At 73.2% G+C, this 14,875-nt stretch carries 15 protein-coding genes; 2 read left to right on the top strand and 13 right to left on the bottom strand.

Annotation, left to right across the window (positions count from 1 at the left end; all coding sequences use genetic code 11):
• Positions 1–303 precede the first annotated feature (303 nt).
• From ACFV8H_RS28505 to ACFV8H_RS28445, 13 genes are all read right to left on the bottom strand, one after another.
• Entirely contained in the window at positions 304–654 is a 351-nt protein-coding gene (locus tag ACFV8H_RS28505; protein ID WP_380405489.1) for an Lsr2 family protein, read from the bottom strand.
• Between the two features lie 91 nt (positions 655–745).
• The gene (locus ACFV8H_RS28500; RefSeq protein ID WP_375881681.1) at positions 746–1,282 is read right to left on the bottom strand and encodes an amino-acid N-acetyltransferase; all 537 of its coding nucleotides are present in this window, start codon (positions 1,280–1,282) and stop codon (positions 746–748) included.
• A 9-nt stretch (positions 1,283–1,291) separates the two neighbouring features.
• On the bottom strand, positions 1,292–1,756 hold the full coding sequence (locus tag ACFV8H_RS28495; protein ID WP_380405486.1) for a BlaI/MecI/CopY family transcriptional regulator: 465 nt from the start codon (positions 1,754–1,756) through the stop codon (positions 1,292–1,294).
• A 249-nt stretch (positions 1,757–2,005) separates the two neighbouring features.
• Positions 2,006–3,562, bottom strand: coding sequence for a bifunctional lysylphosphatidylglycerol synthetase/lysine--tRNA ligase LysX (gene lysX / locus ACFV8H_RS28490; RefSeq protein WP_380405483.1), 1,557 nt, complete (start codon positions 3,560–3,562; stop codon positions 2,006–2,008).
• A gap of 102 nt (positions 3,563–3,664) precedes the next feature.
• Positions 3,665–4,414, bottom strand: coding sequence for a hypothetical protein (locus ACFV8H_RS28485; protein ID WP_380405480.1), 750 nt, complete (start codon positions 4,412–4,414; stop codon positions 3,665–3,667).
• A 165-nt stretch (positions 4,415–4,579) separates the two neighbouring features.
• The gene (locus ACFV8H_RS28480) at positions 4,580–5,365 is read right to left on the bottom strand and encodes a type III pantothenate kinase (RefSeq protein ID WP_375881691.1); all 786 of its coding nucleotides are present in this window, start codon (positions 5,363–5,365) and stop codon (positions 4,580–4,582) included.
• 59 nt (positions 5,366–5,424) lie between these two features.
• Positions 5,425–6,393, bottom strand: a complete 969-nt coding sequence (gene nadC / locus ACFV8H_RS28475; protein ID WP_375881694.1) for a carboxylating nicotinate-nucleotide diphosphorylase — start codon at positions 6,391–6,393, stop codon at positions 5,425–5,427.
• A gap of 4 nt (positions 6,394–6,397) precedes the next feature.
• Positions 6,398–8,071 (bottom strand): L-aspartate oxidase, encoded by a 1,674-nt coding sequence (locus tag ACFV8H_RS28470; RefSeq protein ID WP_380405477.1) that lies wholly within the window; start codon positions 8,069–8,071, stop codon positions 6,398–6,400.
• 15 nt (positions 8,072–8,086) lie between these two features.
• On the bottom strand, positions 8,087–8,536 hold the full coding sequence (gene panD / locus ACFV8H_RS28465) for an aspartate 1-decarboxylase (RefSeq protein WP_375881700.1): 450 nt from the start codon (positions 8,534–8,536) through the stop codon (positions 8,087–8,089).
• A 97-nt stretch (positions 8,537–8,633) separates the two neighbouring features.
• Entirely contained in the window at positions 8,634–9,539 is a 906-nt protein-coding gene (panC, locus tag ACFV8H_RS28460; protein WP_380405474.1) for a pantoate--beta-alanine ligase, read from the bottom strand.
• Complete coding sequence (locus ACFV8H_RS28455; RefSeq protein WP_375881705.1) at positions 9,539–10,486, bottom strand: Rossmann-like and DUF2520 domain-containing protein; 948 nt, start codon at positions 10,484–10,486, stop codon at positions 9,539–9,541. The genes panC and ACFV8H_RS28455 overlap by 1 nt, the downstream gene beginning before the upstream one ends.
• Positions 10,487–10,583: 97 nt before the next feature.
• Positions 10,584–11,273, bottom strand: a complete 690-nt coding sequence (locus ACFV8H_RS28450; protein ID WP_375881707.1) for a response regulator — start codon at positions 11,271–11,273, stop codon at positions 10,584–10,586.
• Positions 11,274–11,299: 26 nt separating this feature from the next.
• Positions 11,300–12,493, bottom strand: a complete 1,194-nt coding sequence (locus tag ACFV8H_RS28445; RefSeq protein WP_380405537.1) for a sensor histidine kinase — start codon at positions 12,491–12,493, stop codon at positions 11,300–11,302.
• A gap of 165 nt (positions 12,494–12,658) precedes the next feature.
• On the opposite strand from ACFV8H_RS28445, the gene ACFV8H_RS28440 reads away from it, so the two are divergent.
• Positions 12,659–13,675, top strand: a complete 1,017-nt coding sequence (locus tag ACFV8H_RS28440; protein WP_380405470.1) for an SAM-dependent methyltransferase — start codon at positions 12,659–12,661, stop codon at positions 13,673–13,675.
• Complete coding sequence (locus ACFV8H_RS28435) at positions 13,672–14,841, top strand: NADH-quinone oxidoreductase subunit D (protein ID WP_380405467.1); 1,170 nt, start codon at positions 13,672–13,674, stop codon at positions 14,839–14,841. The genes ACFV8H_RS28440 and ACFV8H_RS28435 overlap by 4 nt, the downstream gene beginning before the upstream one ends.
• Positions 14,842–14,875: the final 34 nt, after the last annotated feature.

The following is a 14,875-nucleotide window of genomic DNA, read 5'->3' as shown; positions in this document are numbered from 1 at the left end:
AAGTCCGGCCGCGGTGACGGTGGTTCGACGGCGGCCGGGGACGGTCGTACGCCATCCCGGGGTGTCCGCGTTACCGCTTCGCCCCTACAGCGTTGCACAGCTCGTGATTGTTCCGCCGCCCGAGCCCGCAGCCCCGGCCGGCCGGGCAGGCCCAGGCCCCGGGACCCCCGGTGCGGCGGCCGGCCCGGTGCGCGCCGCGGGGCGCGGAGGTGTCACCTCCGCGCCCCGCGCGTGTGTCGTCGGTGCCGTACGCGGCAGCCGGGGCCCCGCATCCGCTCCGGCGGGCCGGTGGTGGCGCCGGGGTCAGGCCGCGTTGGCCTTGTCGTAGGCCTCGCGGACGGTGCTCGGCACCCGGCCGCGGTCGTTGACCTCCATGCCCTGCTCCTTGGCCCACGCGCGGACCTTCGCGGTGTCGGGAGCGCTGCCGGACGGCCGGGCCGCGGCGGCGCGGCCCGGGCGGCGGGGCCCGGCCAGCCGGCCGCTCTGCTTGCGGCCCTTCTCCAGGTAGGGCGCCAGCAGACCGCGCAGCTTGTCCGCGTTGGCGCTCTTCAGATCGATCTCGTAGGCAACGCCGTCGAGCGCGAACGTCACCGTCTCGTCCGCCGAACCGCCATCGAGATCGTCTTCAAGAATGACCTGCACCCTCTGTGCCACGGGCTTCCCTTTCCGCTAAACGACCCATTGCCTAAGGAAAGGAAAGCGCCTTTCTGCGGAAAACACAAACCCTTGACCGGCGCGGAGCCGCTCAGAGGTGCAGCAGCATGCGTGAGTTGCCCAGTGTGTTGGGCTTCACCCGCTCCAGGTCGAGGAACTCCGCGACACCTTCATCGTACGAGCGGAGGAGTTCTTCATAGACATCCGTAGCGATCGCCGCCGGGTCTGTCGTACCATCATCGGTTTCCTGGAGCTCCCCGATCTCGACGAAACCGTGTTTCGCGAAGAACGGAACCTCGAACGTCAAGCAGAAAATCCGACGGACGCCCAGCCAGCGGGCGGTCTGCACCAGCTTCTCCAACAGCACGTGCCCGATCCCGAAGCCCCGGCAGGACGGATCGACCGCGAGGGTGCGGACCTCGGCGAGGTCCTCCCACATCACGTGCAGGGCGCCGCAGGCCACCACCGCGCCGTTGTCGTCGCGTTCCGCGACCCAGAACTCCTGGACGGATTCGAACAGTGTGACTGTGGGCTTGTCGAGCAGAATGCCGTCGCGCGAGTAGGCGTCGATGAGCCCGCGTACGGCCCGTACGTCCGTGGTCCGCGCGCGGCGGATGGTGACCTCCATGGCGGGACGTTATCGCGTCGCGCCCGGCGGGGTCTCCCCGGTATCCGCTCCGCCGGTATCCGGGCCGTCCGCGGGGGAATCCGGGGCGGGCTGATCCGCCGCTGGATCGGGCGGGAACAAGGCCGCGACCCGCAAGGCGTCCCGGAGGGCCTCGCGCTGCTCCGGCGACATCAGGCCGAAGAAGTGGACCAGGGCCGCCGCGGGATTGTCGCCGGTGGCCCAGGCGTCGTTCATCAGGGCCGCCGTGTACGCCTCACGCGAGGAGACCGGTTCATATCGATAGGCCCGGCCCGCCCGCTCGCGGCGCAGCCAGCCCTTTCTGTGCAGCTTGTCCAGGACGGTCATCACCGTGGTGTACGCGATTTCGCGTTCCGACTGCAGATCCAGGAGAACCTCGCGAACCGTCACCGGTCGGTTCCACCGCCACACCCGGGTCATGATGGCGTTCTCAAGTTCGCCGAGTTGCCGGACCATAGTGCGGCCAGGATAGGGAGTGAATGGGGCAAATCTTGTGAAGTGCGCCAAACCGGCGCGCCGCCACCCCCGGGAATCGGGAATGGCGGCGCGGGTGGTTCGGAGCGGCTGACGACGTCGGTCGATCAGTCGGTGTCTTCCTTGGCCTTCTGGGCCCCGCCCTGGCTGCGGATGATGGCCCGCACCAGGAATCCGAAGCCGATCGCCATGAGCAACGGCGGCACGATCGCGCTGACGTAGTCCATCAGGTCACTCCTCCTCGGTCTTCTCCGCCGCGGCGGCGGAGGCCTTCGGCTCCGGCTTCACCAGCGGGAAGAGCACGGTCTCCCGGATGTTCTTGCCGGTCAGCAGCATGATCAGGCGGTCCACGCCGAGGCCCAGGCCACCGGTCGGGGGCATCGCGTACTCCAGGGCGCGCAGGAAGTCCTCGTCCACCTGCATCGCCTCGACGTCGCCGCCGGCGGCCAGCAGGGACTGCGCGGTCAGGCGGGCGCGCTGCTCGACCGGGTCGACCAGCTCGGAGTAGGCGGTGCCGATCTCGGTGCCGAAGATCACCAGGTCCCACTTCTCGGCCACGCCCGCGATCGAGCGGTGCTGGCGGGTCAGCGGGGAGACCTCGGTCGGGTAGTCCTTGATGAAGGTCGGCCGGACGGCGTTCTCCTCCAGCAGGCGCTCCACCATCTCCAGCACGATCTGGCCGTGGCCCCAGCTCTTCTCGAACGGGATGCCGTGCTCGGTGGCCAGCGCGCGCAGCTCCTCGACGGAGGTCTCCGGGGTGACCTCGACGCCCAGGTGGGCGGAGATGCCCGGGTAGACGCTGACCTCCGCCCACGGCTCGGCCAGGTCGATCTCGTGCTCCACGCCGTGCGGGTCGACGCCCTTGATCACCGTGGTGCCCAGGGCGTCCCGGGCGGCGTTGACGATCGTCGCGCGGATCAGCTCGGCCTGGGTGTCGTAGTCGCCGTAGGCCTCGTACGACTCCAGCGAGGTGAACTCCGGGTTGTGGGTGGAGTCCGCGCCCTCGTTGCGGAAGTTGCGGTTGATCTCGAAGACCTTCTCGGCGCCGCCGACCACCAGCCGCTTGAGGTACAGCTCGGGGGCGATGCGCATGTAGAGGTCGATGTCGTACGCGTTGATGTGCGTCTTGAACGGACGCGCGTTGGCGCCGCCGTGCACCGGCTGCAGCATCGGGGTCTCGACCTCGATGTAGCCGCGGTCCTCGTAGGTGCGGCGGATCGAGCGGACGACCTTGCTGCGCAGGTGCAGGATCTCGCGCGCCTCGGGGTTCACGATCAGGTCGACGTAGCGCTGGCGGACCCGGGCCTCCGGGTCGGTCAGGCCCTTGTGCTTGTCCGGCAGCGGGCGCAGGCACTTGGCGGTGAGCTCCCAGCGGTCCACCATCACCGACAGCTCGCCGCGCTTGGAGGTGATCACCTCGCCCTCGACGCCGACCTGGTCGCCGAGGTCGATGTCGGACTTCCAGGCCGCCAGCCGCTCGGCGCCGAGCTTGTCCAGGGAGAACATCACCTGGAGGTCGCCGGAGCCGTCGCGCAGGGTGGCGAAGCACAGCTTGCCGCCGGTGCGGGACAGGATCACCCGGCCGGTGATGCCGGCGCGCTCGCCGGTCGCGGTGTCGGGTTCGAGGTCCGGGTGCTTGGCACGCAGGTCCGCGATGGTGGTGGTGCGGGGGAATCCGACCGGGTACGGGTCGACCCCGGCCGCCCGGAGCCGGTCCAGCTTCTCGCGCCGGACGCGCATCTGCTCGGGAAGGTCGTCGGTCGCGGGGACAAGGCTCTGATCGCTCACCCCACAAGGGTAGCCAGCCACACACGGTGCTCCGCGACCGGATATCGCCGGAGGGGAGGCCGTCGGTCCGACGGCCTCCCCTCCGGGGCGGGTGCGGGCGGCTCAGCCGGTGCCGGTGGCGAGCTCGACCTCCTCGCCGTCCCGCCCGGCCTCCGGGGCGGGCCGGGCCGGAGGCTTGGGGCGGCGGCCGAAGAGTTCGGCCGGGGTGGGCATCCGGTGCGGGCGGGGCGGGGTCTGCGCGGCGGCGGGCTGCTCCGGGCGGGAGTCCCGGGAGTCGGTGCTGCTCATCGTGATCCGTCCTCCTACAGGGGTGGGGTGACTGCTGGGTGGTGCGGTGGGGTTCGGTACGGCCACCAGGTGGCGCGGGTGCCCGGTGGAGAGCGCCAGGCGCTCGCGGACGGCGGCCTCGGCCAGGGCGTGGCAGCGCCCGGCGAGCCGGGAGCGGCGGGCCCGCTCGCCGTGGCCGCAGGGCTGGCGGGTCAGCCCGCGCAGGGCGGTGAGGTCCTCGGGTCCGGGCAGGTAGCCGTCGGTCACCGCCTCCTCCAGGCGCTCCAGGTAGCCGGGGGCGCTGCCGGGCAGGGCGGCGCGGTAGCGGCCGAGGTCGGCGAGCAGGAAGGCGCGCAGCCGGCCGCCCTCCTGGACGGCCTCGTCGATGGCCTCGGTCAGGTGCAGGGCGTCCTGGACGTCCTCCGCCCACAGGTCGGCGCCCGGCCCGGCGAGCGCCGTCCGGTCGGGCGCCTGGAGGTGGACGGGGACGGCGGGGTGCAGGGCTTGGGCGAGGGCTCGGCGCAGCACGCGGACTTCGTCGGCGCTGAAGGCCATGCCGCCGCGCGATCCGTGTGGCGTAGGCATGGGTTGACACTACGTGAGGAATATCCGATTTGTCGGTAACGTCGCGCGGAATTCCGCACGGTCGGCCCGCTGGAGAAACCTTTCGCCAAGCCTGTGACGCTGCCCCGCGCCCACCGGGTCAGCCGAGTGACCGGGGGTGCGGGGCAGCGGGGACGGCGGGCGGGGTCAGCTCGGCCGGTTGCGCTCGTACACCAGGCGCAGGCCGATCAGGGTCAGCCAGGGCTCGTGCTCGTCGATGGTGGTGGCCTCGCCGAGGACCAGCGGGGCGAGCCCGCCGGTGGCGATCACCTGGACGTCGTCCGGGTCCTTGGCCAGCTCCCGGGCCATCCGCTCGACCAGGCCGTCGACCTGCCCGGCGAAGCCGTAGAGGATGCCGGACTGCATGCCCTCGACGGTGTTCTTCCCGATCACGTTGCGCGGTCGGGCCAGCTCGATCTTGCGCAGCTGGGCGCCGCGGACGCCGAGCGCCTCGACCGAGATCTCGATGCCGGGGGCGATCGCGCCGCCGACGTAGTCGCCGCGCGCGTTGACGGCGTCGAAGGTGGTCGCGGTGCCGAAGTCGACCACGATGCACGGGCCGCCGTACAGGTGGTTGGCGGCCAGCGCGTTGACGATCCGGTCCGCGCCGACCTCCTTGGGGTTGTCCATCAGGACGTGCACCCCGGTCTTCACGCCGGGCTCCACGATCACCGCGGGGACGTCGCCGTAGTAGCGGCGGGTCACCTCGCGGAGCTCGTGGAGCACGGCGGGGACGGAGGAGCAGATCGCCAGGCCCTCCACCGCGGCCTCCCGGACCGCGGTGCGACTGCCCGTCAACCCGTGCAGCAGCACCGCCAGTTCGTCGGCCGTGCGGCGCGGATCGGTGGAGATCCGCCAGTGTTCCACCACTTCCTCGCCGTCGAACAGGCCGAGCGTGGTCTGGGTGTTGCCGACGTCGATGGTGAGGAGCACGGGAACGCTTTCTGCGAGTCGGGACGGGATCGGGGCAGGAACCGCTCTCGACCTGACGGTCAGGCGCGCAGGTCCAGGCCGATGTCCAGGATCGGCGAGGAGTGGGTCAGCGCGCCCACGGCCAGGTAGTCGACACCAGTCTGGGCGACCTCGCGCGCGCCGGCCAGGGTCAGTCCGCCGGAGGCCTCCAGCTTCGCCCGGCCGGCCACCAGCGCGACGGCCTCCTTCAACTGCTCGACGGTGAAGTTGTCCAGCAGGATCAGGTCCGCACCGGCCTCCAGCACCGGGGGGATCTGCGCCAGCTCGTCCACCTCGACCTCGACCGCCAGCTCCGGGTACGCGGCCCGGACGGCCCGGAAGGCCTCGGCCACGCCGCCCGCGGCGACCACGTGGTTGTCCTTCACCAGGGCGGCGTCCGAGAGCGCCATCCGGTGGTTGGCGCCGCCGCCGCAGCGGACCGCGAACTTCTCCAGGGCGCGCAGGCCCGGGGTGGTCTTGCGGGTGTCCCGGACGACCGCGCCGGTGCCCTCCAGGGCGTCCGCCCAGGCCCGGGTCGCGGTGGCGATGCCGGACAGGCGGCAGAGCAGGTTGAGCGCGCTGCGCTCGGCGGTCAGCAGGTCGCGGGTGCGCGAGCGGACCGACAGCAGCACCTGGCCGGCCTCCACCCGGTCGCCGTCCTGGACGTGCCGCTCGACCTCGAACTCCTCCTCGCAGACCAGCGAGACGACCGCCTCGGCGACCCGCAGGCCGGCCACCACACCGGCCTGGCGGGCGGTGAAGTCGGCGGTCGCGACCGCGTCGGCGGGCACGGTGGCGACCGAGGTGACGTCCTCGCCGCCGGCCAGGTCCTCGGCCAGCGCCAGGGTGGCGATGTCCTCGACCTCGATCGGGTCCAGCCCGGCCTCCTCCAGCAGCTCGGCCAGCTGCGGGTCCAGGCCGGTCTCGTAGCCCTCGCCGTCCCCGCAGGCGCAGCCGTCGCCGCAGCCGCCCTGGTCGGCCAGGGGGAGTTCCTCGTGCGCGTGGGTCATGGTTCTACTGCTCCTCGGGAGTGCTGACGGGGTCGCCGGAGGCGGCGAGGGTGGTGATCAGGTGGCGCCGCCAGTGGGCGTCGTCGCGCTCGGGGAAGTCCTCGCGCCAGTGGCCGCCGCGGGTCTCCTCGCGCTGCGCGGCGGCCGCGACCAGGGCGGTGGCGACCAGCAGCAGGTTGGCGGCCTCCCAGGTCTCCACCCGGGGGTCGGCCGGCTTCTCCTCGGCCACGTGGGAGCGGGCCTGCTCGCCGAGCAGGGCCAGCCCGGCCGCGGCGTCGGCCAGCGAGGCGGCCGAGCGCAGCACGCCCGCGCCGCGCGACATCAGCCGCTGGATCTCGGCGCGCGCCTCCGAGGCCGGCAGCGGCACCGGCCGGGCGGCCTGCGCGGCGGCGACGTCCACGGTGCGCTCGGGCAGTTCGCCGGCCGTGTGCCGCTCGGCCAGGTCGGCGGCGATCCGCTCGGCGAAGACCAGGCCCTCCAACAGGGAGTTGGAGGCCAGCCGGTTGGCGCCGTGCACCCCGGTGCAGGCGACCTCGCCGCAGGCGTACAGGCCGGGGACGGAGGTACGGCCGTGCCGGTCGGTGCGGATGCCGCCGGCGGCGTGGTGCGCGGCCGGGGCGATCGGGATCGGCTCGGTGACCGGGTCGATCCCGTGCGAGCGGCAGGAGGCCAGGATGGTGGGGAAGCGGTGCTCCCACATCTCGGCCCCGAAGTGCCGCCCGTCCAGGAACATGTGGTCGGAGCCCTGCTCCTGCATGCGGCGGGTGATGGCCTTGGCGACGATGTCGCGCGGGGCGAGTTCGGCCAGCTCGTGCTGGCCGACCATGAATCGCACGCCGTCCGCGTCCACCAGGTGGGCGCCCTCGCCGCGCACGGCCTCGGAGACCAGCGGCTGCTGGCCCGCGGCGTCCGGGCCGAGCCAGAGCACGGTCGGGTGGAACTGGACGAACTCCAGGTCGGCGGCGGCGGCGCCGGCCCGCAGGGCCAGGGCCACGCCGTCGCCGGTGGAGACGGCCGGGTTGGTGGTGGCGGAGAAGACCTGCCCCAGGCCACCGGTGGCGAGCACCACGGCACGGGCCCGGACGGCGCCGACGCCGTCGCGCTGGCCCTCGCCCATCACGTGCAGGGTCAGCCCGGCGGTGTGGCCCTCGGCGTCGGTCAGCAGGTCGAGGACGAGCGCGTGCTCGATCAGTTCGAGGTCCGGGTCGCTGCGGACGGCGGCGACCAGGGCGCGGGAGACCTCCGCGCCGGTGGCGTCCCCGCCCGCGTGCACGATCCGGTGGCGGTGGTGGCCGCCCTCGCGGGTGAGCAGGATCTCGCCGTCCGCGTCGCGGTCGAAGGCCGCGCCGACGGCGATCAGCCGGCGGACGGCGTCCGGGCCCTCGGTGACCAGGGTGCGGACGGCCTCCTCGTCGCAGACGCCGGCGCCGGCCACCAGGGTGTCGTCCAGGTGCTGCTCCGGGGTGTCCCCCTCGCCCAGGGCGGCGGCTATGCCGCCCTGGGCCCAGCGGGTGGAGCCCTCGTCCAGCACCGCCTTGGTGACCACCATGGCCCGCAGGCCGGCCTTGCGGACGTTGAGCGCGACGGTGAGACCGGCGATGCCGGAGCCGACCACGACCACGTCGGTGGCGGCGGTCCAGCCCGGGGCCGGGGCGGTGAGGCGGTGCGTAGCGGACATGACTCAGTGGCTCCTTCAGCGCGTGGCCGTGGTGGCCGCGCCGTCCTCGTCACGGTACGCCGCGTCGCCGCGGAGCAGTCCGCTGCCCTCCGGGGCCTGCGCCGGGTCGCCGCCGAAGCCGGTGATCCGGTTGTTCCCGTCCACGAAGACCACCTTCGGCTCGTAGCCCTTGGCCTCGGCCGTGTCCATCTGCCCGTAGGCGATGAGTATGACGAGGTCGCCCGGGTGGACCAGGCGGGCGGCGGCGCCGTTGATGCCGATCACGCCGGTGCCGCGCGGGCCGGCGATGGTGTACGTCTCCAGCCGGGCGCCGTTGTTGATGTCGACGATGTGGACCAGCTCGCCGGGGAGCAGGTCGGCGGCGTCGAGCAGGTCCTCGTCCACCGTGACCGAGCCGACGTAGTGCAGGTCGGCCTGGGTCACGGTGGCCCGGTGGATCTTGGACTTGAGCATGGTGCGGAGCATTGCGGGTCACGCCTCCTGTGAGTGCATGCCTGAGGGGGTTGAACTACCTGTTCGGCGAACTGATCAACGAACGATTCCGTGCTGGACGGTCAGCTGCCTAGCGGCAGATGACGTGAACGTTGTCGATCAGGCGGGTCGAGCCCACCTGTGCGGCGACGGCCAGCACCGCCTCGCCCTGGAAGTCGTCCGCCGCCTCGGAGAAGTCGTGCGGGTCGATCAGGGCGAGGTAGTCGAGGGTGACGCCCTCGGCGCCGTCCAGGACGGCGGAGGCGGCCTCGCGCACGGCCTTCGGGCCCTGCGCGGCGACGTCCCGGCCGGCGAACAGGGCCTTGGACAGGGTGAGGGCGCGGGTGCGCTCCTCCTCGGAGAGGTAGCGGTTGCGCGAGGACAGCGCCAGGCCGTCCTCCTCGCGGACGGTCGGCACGCCGACGATCTCGACGTCGAAGTCCAGGTCGGCGACCATCCGCTGGATGAGCGCCAGCTGCTGGGCGTCCTTCTCGCCGAAGAAGGCGAAGTCCGGGTCGGTGATGTGCAGCAGCTTGGCGACGACGGTCAGCACCCCGTCGAAGTGGCCGGGGCGGGTGGCGCCCTCGAAGCGCCCGCCCATCGGGCCGGCCGCCAGGCGCACCTGCGGCTCGCCGTTCGGGTAGACCTCCTCGACGGACGGCGCGAACACCACGTCGGCGCCGTTCTCCTCGGCGAGCTTGACGTCGGCGTCCAGGGTGCGCGGGTAGCGCTCCAGGTCCTCGGCCGGGCCGAACTGCAGCGGGTTGACGAAGACCGTGACCGCGACCCGGCCCTCCCGGCCGACCTGCTTGCGGGCGGCCCGGACCAGCGCGGCGTGGCCCTCGTGCAGGGCGCCCATGGTCATCACCACGGCGTTGTCCACCGGGCTCTCGTCCGGCCAGAACGCGGCCTCGAAGTCGTCCACGGTGTGGGTGACGACGGCCCGGTGGACCTTCGGCGCCCGCTGGGCCTTGCTCGGCTGCTTCCCGCGTGCCATCAGTGCTTCTCCTCGTTCAGTACGTCCAGCAGTGCCGCCGCCGACGCGTCGTCGATCGTCCCGTTGGCGAGCGCCCGTTGCGCGGTGGCGCGGGCCATCGCCCGGTACGCCGCCGGGATGTCCGGGGACACCGTACTGAGCTGCGCCAGGTGGCGCCGTACGGTGCCCGCGTCGCCCCGGGCGACCGGACCGGTGAGGGCCGCGTCGCCGGAGCGCAGGCTGTTGTCCAGGGCGGCGCCGAGCAGCGGGCCGAGCATCCGGCCGGGCTCGGCGACGCCGGCCGTGCGCAGCAGGTCCATCGCCTGGGCGACCAGGGTGACCAGGTGGTTCGCGCCGTGCGCGAGGGCGGTGTGGTAGAGCGGGCGGACCTCCTCGGGCACCCACTCGGGCTCGCCGCCCATCTCCACCACCAGCGCCTCGGCGACCGGCCGCAGCTCCTCGGGGGCGGTCACCCCGAAGGGGCAGCCGGCCAGCCGGGCGAGGTCCACCGAGGTGCCGGTGAAGGTCATCGCGGGGTGCAGGGCCAGCGGCAGCGCCCCGGCCCGGGCGGCGGGCTCCAGGATGCCGACGCCGTGCGCGCCGGAGGTGTGCACCAGCAGCTGGCCGGGACGGACCGCCCCGGTGGCGACCAGCCCGGCCACCAGGTCGGCGAGCGCGTCGTCCGGGACGGTCAGCAGCACCAGGTCGGCGGCGGCCATCACCTGCGGCGGGGTGACGATCCGCACGCCCGGCAGCAGGGACTCGGCGCGGCGGCGGGAGGCGGCGGACACCCCGGAGGCGGCGACCACGGTGTGCCCGGCGAGCTGCAGGGCGGCGCCCAGCGCGGGGCCGACCCGGCCGGTGCCGACCACGCCGACGGCGAGCCGGGCCGGTCGGCTGCTGGGGTCGCCGAGGCCGTCGGCGAGCGGGGCGAACTCTCCGAAGTCGGCGAAGTCGGACGAATCCATGTCCACCCTTGTCCTGAATGACCGTTCCGGTCCGCGTCGGGTACCGGACGTACCGCCCCAGTGTACGGGCGGCCCCGGCAGTCGTTCCTGGGCGTGGCTAGTCGGACGCCCCGGCCCGGATCAGCCCGGCCTCGTACGCCAGCACCACCGCCTGGACCCGGTCGCGCAGCCCCAGCTTGGCCAGGATCCGGCCGACGTGGGTCTTCACGGTGGCCTCGGAGAGCACCAGCCGGGCCGCGATCTCGCCGTTCGACAGGCCCTGGGCGACCAGCAGGAACACCTCCCGCTCGCGCTCGGTCAGCGGGCCCAGGACGTCCGAGCCCGGCGCGCTGTGCGGGGTCGGCAGCACCTCGGCGAAGCGGTCGATCATTCGCCGGGTGGTGGTCGGGGCGACCACGGCGTCCCCGCCGTGCACCGCGCGGATCGCGGCCACCAGCTCGGTCGGCGGGACGTCCTTGAGCAGGAAGCCGCTGGCCCCGGCCTTGAGCGCGGCGAAGGCGTACTCGTCCAGGTCGAAGGTGGTGAGGATGAGCACGTGCGGGGCGTTCGGCAGCGGGCTGCCGTCCTCGGCCAGGCAGATCCGGCGGGTCGCCTGCACACCGTCCAGGCGCGGCATCCGGACGTCCATCAGGATCACGTCCACCTGCGTGTGCCGCAGCCGCTCCAGCGCCTGGGCGCCGTCGCCCGCCTCGGCGGCGATCTCGATGTCGCCCTGCGACTGGAGGATCATCCGGAAGCCGGTGCGCAGCAGTTCCTGGTCGTCGACGAGCATCACGCGGATGGTCAAGGTGGCTCCTAACAGAGGACGGGGGGCTAGTGTGCCGCCTTGAGCGGGAGGACGGCGCGGATCCTGAAGCCGCCGCCGGGGCGGGGGCCCACGTCGAGGCTGCCGCTGACCATGCCGACCCGCTCGCGCATGCCGATCAGGCCGTGGCCCAGACCGTCCGTGCCGCCGGCGGCCAGTTGTTCGTCGGTGCTGCCGCGGCCGTCGTCCTCCACCAGGACGGCCAGCTCGCGTTCGCCGAAGTCGACCGCCACCCGGGCGTGCACGTCGGGGCCGCCGTGCTTGCGGACGTTGGTCAGCGCCTCCTGGACGATCCGGTAGACCGTCAGCTCGACCCCGCGGGGGAGTTCGCGCGGGTGCCCGGAGGTCGCGTAGTCGACCTCCAGCCCGGCCGTGCGGACCTGCTCCAGGAGGTCGGGCAGCTCCTCGACGCCCGGCTGCGGGACGTACTCCTCGGCGGTGTCGGCGGTGCGCAGCACGCCCAGCAGGCGGCGCATCTCGACCAGGGCCTGCCGTCCGGTGGAGGCGATCGTGCCGAGCGCCTCCTTCGCCTGCTGCGGGGAGTTGTCCAGCACGTAGGCGGCGCCGTCGGCCTGGACGATCATCACCGACACGTTGTGCGCGACCACGTCGTGCAGCTCGCGGGCGATCCGGGCCCGCTCGGCCGCGACGGCCACCTTGGACTGGGCGTCCCGCTCGCGCTCCAGCCGGGCCGCGCGGTCCTCCAGCTCGGTCAGGTAGGCGCGCCGCACCCTGGTCAGCCGGCCCCAGGCCCAGCAGAGGATGAACGGGGTGCTCATCAGCACGGTGAACAGCAGCGCCTCGGCGACGCCGTACGGGCGGGAGACGTACACCCCGGTGTGGTCCGTGGTGGACGTCTTCACCAGGTGCATCCGCCAGAACGCCAGCGGACCGGCGGAGAGCCCGGCGAGCAGGGCGAGCCGGGAGGTCCACTTCTGGCCGAAGGCGGCGCCGGTGTAGGCGAACACCAGGTAGGCGATGGAGGAGGCGCCCGGGTCGATGTCGGCGGCGACCTGCCCGAGGCCGACGCCGGTGGCGGCGGCGACGGTGACGTCGGGGAAGCGGCGGCGGAAGACCATCAGCAGCGGCAGCAGCACCGCGACCAGGATCTCGGAGTTGAGGCGCCAGCCGCTGTCGGAGGAACTGTCGGACACCAGGGCGAGGAAGAGCACGAGCGACGCCCAGACGGCGTCGACCACCATGGGGTGACGGCGGAGCCAGGCGTTGAGTCGATGCACGTGTCCAGCCTAGGCAGTCGCACGAGGTGCCCAGGTCCGCCGGTAGGGCGATCCGTCCTACTCCGTAGGTCGGAGACGCCCCCGCTCCGGTTGGGAGGGGCCGCGCACCGGCGGGTAGCGTCCCGCCCCATGACGTGGATGCGGTGGGCGCCCGCCATGGAACGGGCCCTGTACGACCGGGACGGCGGCTTCTACCGCAGGCCGGAGGGCCCGGCCGGGCACTTCCGGACCTCGGTGCACGCCTCGCCGAGGTTCGCCCGTGCGGTGGCCCGGCTGCTGCTGGAGGTTGACGAGGCCCTCGGCCGTCCGGAGGAGCTGGCCCTGATCGACGTCGGGGCCGGGCGCGGGGAACTGCTGGCCGGGGTGCTGGCCGAACTGCCCGGGCCGGTGCTCGCGCGGCTGCGCCCGTACGGCGTGGAGCTCGCCGACCGGCCCGCCGGACTCCCGTCCACAGCCCTGTGGACGACGGAGCCGCCGCGCGGGGTGACCGGGCTGCTGTTCGCCAACGAGTGGCTGGACAACGTGCCGCTGGACGCCGGGGAGGTCGACGAGGACGGGGTGCTGCGCTACCGCGAGGTGGACACCGCGACCGGCGAGGAGCGCCTCGGCGAACCCGTCTCGGCGGCCGACGCGGCCTGGGCCGAGCGCTGGTGGCCGGCCGTCGGGCCCGGGGAGGTGGTGGAGTTCGGGGCGCCCCGGGACGCCGCCTGGGCCCGGGCGGTGGCCGGGCTGGAGCGCGGCCTGGCCGTCGCCGTCGACTACGGGCACACGGCCGGGCGGCGGCCGCCGTTCGGGACCTTCACCGGTTTCCGGGACGGCCGGGAGGTGGCCCCGGTGCCGGACGGCTCCCGCGACGTGACCGCGCACGTCGCGCTGGACGCCGTCGCCGTCCCCGGTCTCCACAGCCTGTGGACGACGCAGCGCGAGGCCCTGCGCGCGCTCGGGGTCAGCGGCGGGCGCCCGCCGCTGGCGCTCGCCTCCACCGACCCGGCCGGCTACCTGCGGGCGCTCAGCGGCGCGGGGGAGGGGGCCGAACTCACCGACCCGGCCGGGCTGGGCGGCTTCGGATGGGTCCTGCAAGCCGTCCGCATGCCGGTACCGACGAGCCTGGCGGCCCTGCCGGGATGGCAGACTCTGGGGTCATGAGGGAGACCACGGTCGGCATCGGGGCGGGAGCCGAGAACTTCACCGGCGGGGCGGGCACCACCGACATGGTGCTCAACATCGGCCCGCAGCACCCGGCCACCCACGGCGTGCTGCGACTGCGGCTGCTGCTCGACGGCGAGCGGATCGTCACCGCCGAGCCGGTGATCGGCTACATGCACCGCGGTGCGGAGAAGCTGTTCGAGGCCCGTGACTACCGGCAGATCATCATGCTGGCCAACCGGCACGACTGGCTCTCCGCCTTCTCCAACGAACTCGGCGTGGTGCTCGGCGTCGAGCGGATGCTCGGCATGGAGGTCCCCGAGCGGGCGGTGTGGATCCGCACCCTGCTCGCCGAGCTCAACCGGGTGCTCAACCACCTGATGTTCCTCGGCTCCTACCCGCTGGAGCTCGGCGGGATCACCCCGATCTTCCACGCCTTCACCGGCCGCGAGGACCTCCAGCACGTGCTGGAGGAGGCCTCCGGCGGCCGGATGCACTACATGTTCAACCGGGTCGGCGGCCTCAAGGAGGACCTCCCGGCCGGCTGGCTCGGCCGGGTCCGCGCCGCCGTCGCCACCGTCCGCGCCCAGCTGCCGGTCTTCGAGGACCTCGTCCTCGGCAACGAGATCTTCCGCGCCCGCACCGCCGGCGTCGGCGTGCTCACCGCGGCCCAGGCGCAGGCGTACGGGGTCAGCGGCCCGATCGCCCGGGCCAGCGGCCTCGACCTCGACCTGCGCCGCGACGAGCCCTACCTCGCGTACGGCTCCGAGGAACTGCGGCAGGTGCTCACCGTCGTCACCCGCGAGGAGGGCGACTGCCTCGCCCGCTTCGAGTGCCTGCTGGAGCAGACCGGCAACGCGCTGGACCTCGCCGACGCCTGCCTCGACAAGCTCGCCACCCTCCCGCCCGGCCCGGTCAACCAGCGGCTGCCCAAGGTGCTCAAGGCGCCCGAGGGCAGCACCTACGCGTGGACCGAGAACCCGCTCGGGGTCAACGGCTACTACCTGGTCTCGCGCGGTGACAAGACGCCGTGGCGGCTCAAGCTGCGGTCGGCGTCCTTCAACAACATCCAGGCGCTCACCGAGCTGCTGCCCGGGACGCTGGTCGCCGACATGGTGGCGATCCTCGGGTCGATGTTCTTCGTGGTCGGCGACATCGACAAATAGACCGACCGGTCTACTGACGGTTGTCTGGACCGAC

The sequence above is a fragment of the Kitasatospora sp. NPDC059827 genome (assembly GCF_042731675.1).
In the GTDB taxonomy this organism is placed as follows: Bacteria; Actinomycetota; Actinomycetes; order Streptomycetales; family Streptomycetaceae; genus Kitasatospora.
The sequence above is the reverse complement of the archived record's forward strand: the minus strand, read 5'-3'. Positions and strand labels throughout refer to the sequence as shown.

Coding starts and splice junctions, on each gene's coding strand:
- ACFV8H_RS28440 (WP_380405470.1), top strand. CDS start 12,659: ATGACGTGGATGCGGTGGGCGCCCGCCATGGAACGGGCCCTGTACGAC.
- ACFV8H_RS28470 (WP_380405477.1), bottom strand. CDS start 8,071: ATGTCCGCTACGCACCGCCTCACCGCCCCGGCCCCGGGCTGGACCGCC.
- ACFV8H_RS28500 (WP_375881681.1), bottom strand. CDS start 1,282: ATGGAGGTCACCATCCGCCGCGCGCGGACCACGGACGTACGGGCCGTA.
- panC (WP_380405474.1), bottom strand. CDS start 9,539: ATGGCACGCGGGAAGCAGCCGAGCAAGGCCCAGCGGGCGCCGAAGGTC.
- ACFV8H_RS28445 (WP_380405537.1), bottom strand. CDS start 12,493: ATGGTGGTCGACGCCGTCTGGGCGTCGCTCGTGCTCTTCCTCGCCCTG.
- ACFV8H_RS28485 (WP_380405480.1), bottom strand. CDS start 4,414: ATGCCTACGCCACACGGATCGCGCGGCGGCATGGCCTTCAGCGCCGAC.
- panD (WP_375881700.1), bottom strand. CDS start 8,536: ATGCTCCGCACCATGCTCAAGTCCAAGATCCACCGGGCCACCGTGACC.
- ACFV8H_RS28455 (WP_375881705.1), bottom strand. CDS start 10,486: ATGGATTCGTCCGACTTCGCCGACTTCGGAGAGTTCGCCCCGCTCGCC.
- ACFV8H_RS28435 (WP_380405467.1), top strand. CDS start 13,672: ATGAGGGAGACCACGGTCGGCATCGGGGCGGGAGCCGAGAACTTCACC.
- nadC (WP_375881694.1), bottom strand. CDS start 6,393: ATGACCCACGCGCACGAGGAACTCCCCCTGGCCGACCAGGGCGGCTGC.
- ACFV8H_RS28495 (WP_380405486.1), bottom strand. CDS start 1,756: ATGGTCCGGCAACTCGGCGAACTTGAGAACGCCATCATGACCCGGGTG.